Origin of the sequence: Streptomyces sp. NPDC001093 (assembly GCF_040298985.1) — a bacterium.
Taxonomy (GTDB): domain Bacteria; phylum Actinomycetota; class Actinomycetes; order Streptomycetales; family Streptomycetaceae; genus Streptomyces.
This window is the reverse complement of record NZ_JBEPBF010000023.1, coordinates 1-10,967: the sequence shown is the minus strand read 5'-3', so window position 1 is coordinate 10,967 and position 10,967 is coordinate 1. Positions and strand designations below refer to the sequence as shown.

Below are 10,967 nucleotides of genomic sequence, written 5' to 3'. Positions count from 1 at the left end.
ACGCAGTAAGGCACACTCCCCGGCCCTACCCGCCCTCCCGCACGTTGTCCACAGGCTGCCCGCCCGAGTTTTCCACAGCGGTTGACACCCCACGGCGGCCCGGCACACCATTGATGTCGCACGGACCGAACGATCGGTCGGGACAGTCCCATCGCAGAGCCCGAGGTCAGGGGGACCGCATGGCCACAGCAGCCGCGCAGCGCACGGCCCGCACGGAGACGGACGGCGCACCGGACACCGCCGACACGGCGGCCTTCCAGCACGCCTTCGACGCGGCCGTGGCCGCCGACGAACGCATCGAACCGCGCGACTGGATGCCCGACGCCTACCGCGCCACCCTGGTCCGGCAGATCGCCCAGCACGCGCACTCCGAGATCATCGGCATGCAGCCGGAAGCCAACTGGATCACCCGCGCGCCCTCCCTGCGCCGCAAGGCGATCCTCATGGCCAAGGTCCAGGACGAGGCCGGCCACGGCCTGTATCTGTACAGCGCGGCCGAGACCCTCGGCACCAGCCGTGACGAACTGCTCGACAAGCTGCACAGCGGCCGCCAGAAGTACTCCTCGATCTTCAACTACCCGACCCTGACCTGGGCCGACGTCGGCGCGATCGGCTGGCTCGTCGACGGCGCCGCGATCACCAACCAGGTCCCCCTGTGCCGCTGCTCCTACGGCCCCTACGCCCGTGCGATGGTGCGGATCTGCAAGGAGGAGTCCTTCCACCAGCGCCAGGGCTACGAACTGCTGCTGGCCCTCAGCAAGGGCACACCCGAGCAGCACGCCATGGCGCAGGACGCGGTCGACCGCTGGTGGTGGCCCTCGCTGATGATGTTCGGCCCGCCCGACGACGAGTCCCAGCACTCCGCGCAGTCGATGGAGTGGAAGATCAAACGCCACTCCAACGACGAGCTGCGCCAGCGCTTCGTCGACATCTGCGTCCCCCAGGCCGAGTCCCTGGGCCTGACCCTCCCCGACCCGGACCTGCGGTGGAACGAGGATCGCGGGCACTACGACTTCGGCCCGATCGACTGGACGGAGTTCTGGGAGGTCCTCAAGGGCAACGGCCCGTGCAACGAAGAGCGGATCACCCGGCGCAGGCGCGCCCACGACGAGGGCGCATGGGTGCGGGAAGCCGCCGCCGCCTACGCGGCCAAGCACACCGGCGGTCCCGCTGGCACCACCGGCACCACCGGCAGCGTTGGCACCACGGCCACCGATCACAGGGCACACGAGACCGGCCACGAGACAGAAGCGGAGCGAGCATGAGCACCACCGACTGGCCCCTGTGGGAGGTCTTCGTGCGCTCCCGGCGCGGCCTCTCCCACACCCACGCCGGCAGCCTGCACGCCCCCGACGCCGAACTGGCCCTGCGTAACGCCCGCGACCTGTACACCCGCCGCGGCGAGGGCGTCTCCATCTGGGTCGTCCCGGCCGCCGCGATCACCGCATCGTCACCGGACGAGAAGGACCCCTTCTTCGAACCGGCCGCCGACAAGCCCTACCGGCACCCGACCTTCTACGAGATCCCGGAAGGGGTGAAGCACCTGTGACCGCTACCGTCCCCGCCACCGTCCAGGTGACCGCCGCCCTCGCCCTCGGCGACGACGCCCTGGTGCTCTCCCACCGGCTGGGGGAGTGGGCCGGGCACGCCCCCGTCCTGGAGGAAGAGGTCGCCCTCGCCAACATCGCCCTCGACCTGCTCGGCCAGGCCCGGGTGCTGCTGTCCATGGCCGGCGACGAGGACGAACTGGCCTACCTGCGCGAGGAACGGGCCTTCCGCAACCTCCAGCTGGTGGAGCAGCCGAACGGCGACTTCGCCCACACGATCGCCCGTCAGCTGTACTTCTCCACCTACCAGCAGCTGCTCTACACCGAACTGGCCGCCGGTGACGGGCCGTTCGCACCCCTCGCCGCGAAGGCGGTCAAGGAGGTCGCCTACCACCGCGACCACGCCGAGCAGTGGACCCTCCGCCTCGGCGACGGCACGGAGACCAGCCACGAGCGGATGCACCGCGCCTGCGCGGCCCTGTGGAAGTTCACCGGGGAGATGTTCCAGCCGGTGGACGGCCTCGACGCCGACTGGACCCGCCTGGACGAGCACTGGCAGGACTCCGTCCAGGACGTCCTCGGCCGGGCCACGCTCCCCCTCCCCGAGGGACCGCGCACCGGCGCCTGGTCGGCCGGCGCCGGCCGGCAGGGCCTGCACACCGAACCCTTCGGGCGGATGCTCGCCGAGATGCAGCATCTGCACCGCAGCCACCCGGGGGCGACATGGTGACCGCCACCGCCCTGGAGACGGAGCTGCTGGAGCTGGCCGGCTCGGTACCCGACCCCGAACTGCCGGTGCTCACGCTCCAGGAGCTGGGCGTGGTGCGCGCGGTGCGCCTCCACGGCCCCGGCACGGTCGAGGTCGACCTGACCCCCACCTACACCGGCTGCCCCGCCATCGAGGCGATGAGCGTGGACATCGAACGCGTGCTGCGCGCCCACGGCATGCACGAGGTCACGGTTCGCACGGTGCTCAGCCCCGCCTGGACGACCGACGACATAAGCCCCGAAGGGCGGCGCAAACTCCGGGAGTTCGGCATCGCTGCCCCGCGTGTGCGCACCGCCTCCGGCCCGGTCCCCCTGTCCCTCGGCCCGACCCGGACCACCTCCGAGGCCGCGAGCCCCACCGAGGACGCACTCACCGAGCCCGTCCGCTGCCCGCACTGCGGCTCCGCCGACACCGAGCTGCTCAGCAGGTTCTCCTCCACCGCGTGCAAGGCACTGCGCCGCTGCCTGGCCTGCCGTGAACCGTTCGACCACTTCAAGGAGTTGTGATGGCGCGCTTCCACCCGCTCCCGGTGGCCGAGGTCGACCGGATCACCGACGACTCCGTCGCCCTCACCTTCGCCGTCCCGCCCGAGCTGCGCGAGGAGTACCGGCACGCCCCCGGCCAGCACCTCGCGCTGCGCCGGCAGGTCGACGGCACCGAGATACGGCGCACCTACTCGATCTGCTCCCCCGCGCCCGACCCGGCCGGCGCGGGCCCCGACACCCTGCGGGTGGGCGTGCGGCTGGTGGAGGGCGGAGCCTTCTCCGCCTATGCGCTGAAGGAGATCAACACCGGCGACGTGCTGGAGGTGATGACCCCGGCCGGCCGCTTCACCTTGGAACCGGCACCGGGGCTGTACGCGGCGGTCGTCGGGGGCAGCGGCATCACCCCGGTGCTGTCCATCGTCGCCACACTGCTGGCCCGCGAGCCGGCCGCCCGGTTCTGCCTGATACGCAGCGACCGCACCGCCGCCTCGACGATGTTCCTGGAGGAGGTCGCCGACCTGAAGGACCGCTACCCCGAGCGGCTTCAGCTGGTGACCGTGCTCTCCCGCGAGGAGCAGCAGGCGGGTCTGCCGTCCGGTCGGCTCGACCGCGAACGGCTCAGCGGGCTGCTGCCCGCGCTGCTGCCGGTCGGCGAGGTCGCGGGCTGGTTCCTGTGCGGCCCGTACGGGCTGGTGCGGGGCGCGGAGCAGGCGCTGCGCGAGCTGGGCGTGGACCGGTCCCGTATCCACCAGGAGATCTTCCATGTGGACGCGGGCTCGCCCCCGGCCGCCGCCACCCAGGCTCCCACGCACAGCACGGTCACCGCCCGGCTCGACGGACGCGGCGGCACCTGGCTGGTGCGCGACGGAGAGACGCTGCTGGAGACGGTCCTGCGCAACCGCGCCGACGCGCCGTACGCCTGCAAGGGCGGCGTGTGCGGGACGTGCCGTGCCTTCCTGGTCTCCGGCGAGGTCCGTATGGACCGCAACTTCGCCCTGGAGACGGAGGAGACGGAAGCCGGCTATGTACTGGCCTGCCAGTCGCATCCGCTGACCGAGCAGGTGGAACTGGACTTCGACCGCTGAGGGCCGCGTGGGCCGACTCGGCGAAGGCCAACTCGGCGGGGGGGAGGGGAGGGAGGGGGCGGGGAGGGGGGAGGCCCCCCGGAAGCCCCCGGAACGCCGGGACCCCGCCCATTCCCTTCTCCTAGAACCTGTTCTATCTTGACGCACCGTCAGATCACCGACCCCGTCGGAGGGACAGGCCGTGGACTTCACCTTCACCGAGGAGCAGCGGGCGGCGGCCGAGGCGGCGCGCGGGGTGTTCGCCGGCGTGGTACCGGACGCGGTGCCCAGCCCGGCGCTCACCACCGGTGCCGTGGCCGAGGGCTTCGACCGGGAGCTGTGGAACCGCCTGGCCGGCGCGGACCTGCTGAGCCTGCTGCTCGACGAGGCGCACGGCGGTTCCGGTCTGGACGCGATCGCGCTGTGCCTGGTGCTGCGGGAGTCCGCCAAGATGCTCGCCCGGGTGCCGCTGCTGGAGCACAGCGCGGCGGCAGCGACCGTACAGGCCTACGGTGGCGCGGAGTTGGCGGACCGCGTGCTGGGGCCGGCCGGACGGGGGGAGCTGGTGCTGACCGTCGCGGCGAACGGCCGTAGCGGCCACGACCCGGCCGAACTGGCCGTCGGCACACGGCGGGACGGTCCGGTCTGGGTGCTGGACGGGGTGCAGACGGCGGTGCCGTGGGCGTACGACGCGGACCTCGTGGTCGTACCGGCGCACCTCGAGGGCACGGCAGCCGAGCGGACCGTGCTCGCGCTGGTACCGCGTGAGCGGGACGGGGTGGTGCTCGCCGAGCAGGTGTCGACCAGCGGGGAGCGGCTGGCCGAGCTGCGGCTCACGTCCGTGCGGGTCGACGCCGGCGACGTCATCGAGGCCGAGGGCGCCTGGGAGTGGCTGCACGCGCTGCTCACCACCGGCAGTTGCGCGCTGGCGCTCGGGCTGGGCGAGAGGGTGCTGACGATGACCGCCGAGTACACCGGAAAGCGGGAGCAGTTCGGGTATCCGATCGCGACCTTCCAGGCGGTGGCCGTGCAGGCCGCGGACCGGTACATCGATCTGCGCGCCATGGGGGCCACGCTCTGGCAGGCCGCCTGGCGTATCGCCTCGGGGGCGCCGGGGGCGCTGCCCGCCGCCGGAGATGTCGCGGTGGCGAAGATCTGGGCGGCGGAGGGGGTGCGCCGAGTGGTGCAGACGGCACAGCATCTGCACGGCGGGTTCGGCGCCGACACCGACTACCCGCTGCACCGCTATCACGCCTGGGCCAAGCACCTGGAGCTGGCGCTCGGCCCGGCGGCGGCACACGAGGAGCGGCTCGGGGATCTGCTGGCCGCCCATCCGCTGGGCTGACCGCGCGGCCCCCGGGCAGGGGCGGAGCAGCGGCGGAGCGAGCTACAGGACGAAGCCGGGCCGGCCGTCGTCGGTGATCACCGGGCGGCCCGCGGCCTGCCAGACCTGCATGCCGCCGTCGACGTTCACCGCGTCGATGCCCTGCTGGACCAGGTACATGGTGACCTGCGCCGAGCGGCCGCCGGAGCGGCAGATGACGTGGACGCGGCCGTCCTGCGGGGCGGCCTCGGTCAGCTCGCCGTAGCGGGCCACGAACTCGCTGATGGGGATGTGCAGCGCTCCCTCGGCGTGGCCCGCCTGCCACTCGTCGTCCTCGCGGACGTCCAGCAGGAAGTCGTCGTCCTTGAGGTCCGTGACCTCGACCGTGGGCACACCAGCTCCGAAACTCATGTCCCCGACGCTACCCGCTCTCCGAAGCAGGCCGAAATGAGCGGCGGCTCAGTCCTGATCCAGCAGGGCCGCCAGCTCCGCCTCCCGCTGGGCGATGTCGGAGCGCAGCCTGGCGGCGATCTCCTCGAGCAGCCCGTCGGGGTCGTCCGGGGCGAGCCGGAGCATGCCGGCGATCGCACCCTCCTCCAGTTCACGGGCGACGAGGGTGAGCAGTTCCTTGCGCTGGGCGAGCCATTCGAGGCGGTCGTACAGCTCCTCGGCCGGGCTGGGGCGCCGCTCGGGCGGCACCGGTCCGGCCGCCCATTCCTCGGCCAGTTCCTTCAGCAGTGCCTCGTCGCCGCGGGCGTAGGCGGCGTTGACGCGGCTGAGGAACTCCTCACGCCGCTGGCGCTCCGCTTCCTCCTGTACGAGGTCGGGGTGTGCCTTGCGGGCCAGCTCGCGGTAGAGCTTGCGGGCCTCCTCGCTGGGCCGCACGCGCTCCGGGGGCCGTACGGCCTGGTCGGTCAGCATGGCGGCGGCCTCCGGGAACAGGCCGTGGCCGTCCATCCAGCCGTGCAGCAGCTCTTCCACGCCGGGGATCGGCAGGACCCGCGCGCGGGCCTCCTCGGCGCGGCGGATGTCCTCCGGGTCGCCGGTGCGGGCGGCCCTGGCCTCGGCGATCTCGGCGTCCAGCACCTCGATGCGGACGTAGAGCGGGCCGAGGCGCTGTTCGTGCAGCCGGGAGAAGTTCTCGACCTCGACGCGGAACGTCTCCACGGCGATCTCGTACTCGATCAACGCCTGCTCGGCGGCCCGTACGGCCTGCTCGAGCCGTTCTTCGGGGCGCGGGGGCTGTTCGGCATCCGGGGTCGTCACGCGAACAGGGTAGGCGGTGGGGACGCGGCAGGGCGCCGGAGGGCAGCGTACGGGTACTGGTCGTCTGCCGGGTGCGAGTGCGCCGTGGTGGCTCGCGTCCACGCGGCGGAGCCGCATGTCGGCAGAGCCCCGCGCCCCTGACGGGCGCCGCGGTTCCCCCTGGGAAGGCCCTGCCGCTGCCTCACACGCCCAGCTCCGCCTTGATGCGTCCCGAGCGGATCCCTGTGACCAGTTCGGCGTGGTCGGCCTCGGTGCGGTCGGCGTAGGCGAGGGCGAAGGCGGCTATCGCCTCGTCCAGTTCCTCGTTCTTGCCGCAGTAGCCGGCGATCAGGCGGGGGTCGGCGCTGTGGGAGTGGGCGCGGGCCAGCAGGGCGCCGGTCATGCGGCCGTAGTCGTCTATCTGGTCGGCGGCGAGGGCGGCGGGGTCGACGCTGCCCTTGCGGTTGCGGAACTGGCGGACCTGGAAGGGACGGCCACAGGCCGTGGTCCAGCCGAGGAGGATGTCGCTGACCACCTGCATCCGCTTCTGGCCGAGGACGACCCGGCGGCCCTCGTGTTCCACCGGCGGCGCCTCGAAGCCGGCCGTGGCCAGATGCGGGAGGAGCGCGGAGGGGCGGGCCTCCTTCACCTGGAGGACCAGCGGCTGCTCACGGTGGTCGAGGAGCAGGACGACGTAGGACCGGGTGCCGACGCTGCCGGTGCCGACGACCCGGAAGGCCACGTCGTGGACGGTGTGCCGGGCGAGCAGGGGGTGCCGGTCCTCGCCGAGTGTGTGGACGTACGCCTCCAGGGACGCGGCGACCGCCGCGGCCTCGGCGTCCGGGATGCGGCGCAGGACCGGTGAGGCGTCCACGAAGCGGCGTCCGCCGTCCGCCGCCGCCTCGGTCGACTTCGCCGCGAACCGGCCGCTGGTGTTGGCGCGGGCCTTCTCCGAGACCCGCTGCAGGGTGCCGAGCAGATCGTGGGCGTCGGTGTGGGAGACCAGTTCCTCGTCCGCGATGGCGTTCCACGCGTCCAGCACCGGCAGCTTGGCGAGCAGGCGCATGGTGCGGCGGTAGGCGCCGACTGCGTCCCGCGCGGCCGCACGGCAGGTGTCCTCGTCGGCGCCGGCCTCCCGCCCGGCGAGCACCAGCGAGGCGGCGAGCCGCTTCAGGTCCCACTCCCAGGGGCCGTGCACGGTCTCGTCGAAGTCGTTGAGGTCGATGACCAGGTCGCCGCGGTGGTCGCCGTACAGGCCGAAGTTGGCCGCGTGCGCGTCTCCGCATATCTGGGTGCCGATCCTGGTCATGGGGGTGCGGGCCAGGTCGTACGCCATGAGTCCGGCCGAGCCGCGCAGGAAGGCGAAGGGGGTCGCGGCCATCCGTCCGACGCGGATGGGGGTCAGCTCCGCTATCCGGCCGGCGTTGGACTCGATGACCGCGCTCACCGCGTCGGGGCGGGAGGCGTCCAGGTCGAGCGTGCGGTGCGCGCTGCGCGGCACGCTCCTCCGCAGCGCCTTGCCCTCCTCCTTGGGTGAGCCCTGCCGCGGCCACTGGGCGAAGCCGCGCACCCACGGCAGCCGGCCCGTCTCCTGGTCCGCCGCGTCCGCCAGCACTTCCCGACCGGTTCCGGTCACCGCGACCGCCTCCCCCGAACGCCTGTCGGCACGAACACCGACACGAACATCAACTCGTGCAGACCGTACAGCCGACGCCCGGAACGCGTCAGACCCTGTGGATAACGTCGTCACGCGCAGGGCACTCGGGAGGGCGGCCGTCGGCATCCGTATCGGATCGCCGTGGGAGCCGGCATCGGCATCGGCATCGGCCCAGCGCAGCGAGGAGGCCGCCGTGGATCTGAGACAGAAGCGAGCGTCTGCTATCCCGTCCGCTGCGGCTGCGGCTCCCGCCCCGGCTCCGGCTTCAACGGCTTCCGCCTGTCGCGCGCCGGGCGTCGTCCGCCGGCACGGGGGCGTCCGCCGTGCCTGAGCTGCCGGACGTCGAGGGTTTCCGCAGGGTGCTCGTCTCCTGCGCGAAGGGCAGGGTCATCCGCCGCGTCGACGTGCGCGACGCGGGCGTCCTGCACGGGGTGAGCGTACGGCGGCTGCGCGAGGCGCTGGAGGGCCGGCGGTTCACCGAGCCGGAGCGGCGCGGCAAGTGGCTGCTCGCCCACACCGGCGGGCCCACCCTCCTGCTGCACTTCGGCATGACCGGCCGGCTGCTCTGTGCCCACCCCGACGACGCCGTGGAGGCCCATGACCGCGTCCTGTTCGGTCTGAGTGGCGACCGCCAGCTCCGCTACCGCGACCAGCGCAAGCTCCAGGGCCTCTGGCTGGCCGACGACGACTCCGCCGTCTCCCGGCTGCTGGACCGTCAGGGTCCCGACGCGCTGGCGGTGGACCGTGAGGACTTCGAGGCCGCGCTCTGCGCTCGCCGCGGTCACATCAAAACGGCGCTGACCGACCAGTCCGTCCTGGCCGGTCTCGGCAATCTGCTCGCCGACGAGATCCTGTGGCGTGCCGGGCTGCACCCCGGCACCCGGGCCGGCGATCTGACGGAGAACGAACGCCGGCACCTGTACACCCACATGCGGCGCACGCTGCGTTCCTCGGTCACCGCCGGGTGCGTCCCACCGCGCGATGCGTGGCTCACCGGCCACCGCGACGACCCCGACCCGGTCTGCCCCCGCTGCCACACCCATCTGCGCCGCTCCCGGATGGCAGGCCGCGGCACGGTGTGGTGCCCGCGGTGCCAGCCGGGCGAGGCGTGAACCCGGGGGAACCGGAGGCCCGGCCCCCGACCGGCCACGCGTCCCCGCCGCACCGCCGACCCCCGACCGGCCACGCGTCCCTGCCGCGTCGGTGTCGCGGCCGACCCGGTCCTCGCGGCACCAGCCTCATGAGGGCGGTCTCGGAGCTCAGGTCGCCGAGGATCGAGAGTCCTCCCCGCCGTGACCCACCGGACCCACCGGAACCGCAGGGAACGCGACGACTTCCGTAGTTGATCCAGCATCACGTGCCGTTCGGTCGAAGCAAGCCCGGCGCATCGTCGGGGCACCCGGTGAGAGTCGGAGAACTTCCAGCTCCCCATCCGAGCCCTGGGCCATGGGCCATGGCCCACGAGCCCGCCCACGACCACGCCTCGGACCGACCCGGCGTCCCAGCGGGCTTCGCCGGCGCCCAGCCTGCCGAGGGCAACTGGTGCCCCCGTCTCCTACCCCTCCATGTCTGCTGCCCATGTCTGCTGCCCCTCCGTGTCCCAGCCGCAAGGCGGTCGGCTCACCAGCATGTTGCGGGGCACGCACCGTCACCGTCCCGCCCGCGTCCGGGCGCCGGCCCGTGGCAGCCACCCAGTCCTGAGACCTTCCTCACACAACATGCACACTCGGTACGACCCGACCGGAGATCCGCAACACAAACGCGGACCGCCGACGGGCCACAGCCCTCGACGGTCCGCTCGCCATGCCCAGAGACAGACATCACACCCGAAGAACATCCGGGAAGGACGCCCGGAAAAAGAGAAATGGGCGGCATCGTGATCACGATGCCGCCCATTCAACGGTGCGCGAGGGGGGAGTTGAACCCCCACGCCCTTGCGGGCACTGGAACCTGAATCCAGCGCGTCTGCCTATTCCGCCACCCGCGCATTGGGTGTGTCTTCCGGCTCCGGCCCCTTCGGGCTGGCCCCTTCCGACATCCAGAACATTAGCACGTCGTACGGGGTGGGTTCACATCCCTTCCCCCCGGCCCGGGACCGCCCGGACCCGCCACACTCCCACCCCCAGACCTCCTTCACGTATCAACCTCGTACCGGTCCCCCGCATCTGCCCAGGAGACGGACCGGGTCCACAGCCAGGTGCGGGACACTGGTCTTCGCCCCCCTCTACGATCCATGGCAGCAGGAGCACCCACCGGGCGTTCGAAGGGGAGCGGCTGGGGGAACCGGCTGATTGCCGGGCGCGTAGATACGATCAGTGAGCAGTACCAGCGGAACCGGCAGTACAGGCAAGGCAGCGGCAGGAACGGAGGAGGTGCCCCATGGGAGTCCTGAAGAAGTTCGAGCAGCGTCTCGAAGGTCTGGTGAACGGCACCTTCGCCAAGGTCTTCAAGTCCGAGGTCCAGCCCGTGGAGATCGCCGGCGCGCTCCAGCGTGAGTGCGACAACAACGCCACGATCTGGAACCGCGACCGGACCGTCGTACCGAACGACTTCATCGTGGAGCTGAGCGCGCCGGACTACGAGCGCCTCAGCCCCTACTCCGGGCAGCTCGGCGACGAGCTGGCCGGCATGGTGCGCGACTACGCCAAGCAGCAGCGCTACACCTTCATGGGCCCGATCAAGGTCAACCTGGAGAAGGCCGACGACCTCGACACCGGTCTGTACCGGGTGCGCTCGCGCACCCTCGCCTCCTCCAGCAGCCAGCAGGGACAGCAGACGCCCCAGGCCCCCGCGGTCCCGGGCGCCGGCCGTCCCGGTCCCGGGCAGGGCGCCCAGGGCGGGTACGGCTACCCGCCCGCCGCGCCCGCCGGCGCGCC

At 72.4% G+C, this 10,967-nt stretch carries 11 protein-coding genes and 1 tRNA gene; 8 read left to right on the top strand and 4 right to left on the bottom strand.

Translation table 11 applies throughout. The features are described 5' to 3' along the window. Positions 1–179: 179 nt before the first annotated feature. The 6 genes from paaA (at position 180) to ABT288_RS14365 (ending at position 5,210) form a co-directional block, all read left to right on the top strand. Positions 180–1,265, top strand: a complete 1,086-nt coding sequence (paaA, locus tag ABT288_RS14390) for a 1,2-phenylacetyl-CoA epoxidase subunit PaaA (RefSeq protein WP_351606696.1) — start codon at positions 180–182, stop codon at positions 1,263–1,265. Continuing rightward, entirely contained in the window at positions 1,262–1,549 is a 288-nt protein-coding gene (gene paaB, locus ABT288_RS14385) for a 1,2-phenylacetyl-CoA epoxidase subunit PaaB (protein WP_014673816.1), read from the top strand. The genes paaA and paaB overlap by 4 nt, the downstream gene beginning before the upstream one ends. Next, on the top strand, positions 1,546–2,277 hold the full coding sequence (paaC, locus tag ABT288_RS14380; RefSeq protein ID WP_351606694.1) for a 1,2-phenylacetyl-CoA epoxidase subunit PaaC: 732 nt from the start codon (positions 1,546–1,548) through the stop codon (positions 2,275–2,277). The genes paaB and paaC overlap by 4 nt, the downstream gene beginning before the upstream one ends. Further along, positions 2,271–2,822, top strand: a complete 552-nt coding sequence (gene paaD, locus ABT288_RS14375; protein WP_351606691.1) for a 1,2-phenylacetyl-CoA epoxidase subunit PaaD — start codon at positions 2,271–2,273, stop codon at positions 2,820–2,822. The genes paaC and paaD overlap by 7 nt, the downstream gene beginning before the upstream one ends. Beyond that, positions 2,822–3,886, top strand: a complete 1,065-nt coding sequence (locus ABT288_RS14370; RefSeq protein ID WP_351606689.1) for a 2Fe-2S iron-sulfur cluster-binding protein — start codon at positions 2,822–2,824, stop codon at positions 3,884–3,886. The genes paaD and ABT288_RS14370 overlap by 1 nt, the downstream gene beginning before the upstream one ends. Positions 3,887–4,067: 181 nt before the next feature. After that, positions 4,068–5,210, top strand: a complete 1,143-nt coding sequence (locus ABT288_RS14365; protein WP_351606686.1) for an acyl-CoA dehydrogenase family protein — start codon at positions 4,068–4,070, stop codon at positions 5,208–5,210. 42 nt (positions 5,211–5,252) lie between these two features. Here the strand turns inward: ABT288_RS14365 and ABT288_RS14360 are convergent, their stop codons facing one another. The 3 genes from ABT288_RS14360 to ABT288_RS14350 form a co-directional block, all read right to left on the bottom strand. Next, entirely contained in the window at positions 5,253–5,582 is a 330-nt protein-coding gene (locus ABT288_RS14360; RefSeq protein ID WP_228621703.1) for a rhodanese-like domain-containing protein, read from the bottom strand. Between the two features lie 66 nt (positions 5,583–5,648). Then, entirely contained in the window at positions 5,649–6,455 is an 807-nt protein-coding gene (locus ABT288_RS14355; RefSeq protein WP_351606684.1) for a hypothetical protein, read from the bottom strand. A gap of 181 nt (positions 6,456–6,636) precedes the next feature. Next, on the bottom strand, positions 6,637–8,070 hold the full coding sequence (locus tag ABT288_RS14350) for a DUF2252 domain-containing protein (RefSeq protein ID WP_351606681.1): 1,434 nt from the start codon (positions 8,068–8,070) through the stop codon (positions 6,637–6,639). A 344-nt stretch (positions 8,071–8,414) separates the two neighbouring features. Between ABT288_RS14350 and ABT288_RS14345 the strand changes: the two genes are divergently transcribed. After that, the gene (locus ABT288_RS14345) at positions 8,415–9,203 is read left to right on the top strand and encodes an Fpg/Nei family DNA glycosylase (RefSeq protein WP_351606678.1); all 789 of its coding nucleotides are present in this window, start codon (positions 8,415–8,417) and stop codon (positions 9,201–9,203) included. A gap of 791 nt (positions 9,204–9,994) precedes the next feature. On the opposite strand, the gene ABT288_RS14340 is transcribed toward ABT288_RS14345, so the two are convergent. After that, positions 9,995–10,078, bottom strand: a tRNA-Leu gene (locus ABT288_RS14340). A 392-nt stretch (positions 10,079–10,470) separates the two neighbouring features. Between ABT288_RS14340 and ABT288_RS14335 the strand changes: the two genes are divergently transcribed. Continuing rightward, a partial coding sequence (locus ABT288_RS14335) for a DUF3662 domain-containing protein (RefSeq protein WP_351606675.1) occupies positions 10,471–10,967 on the top strand: 497 nt, incomplete at its 3' end.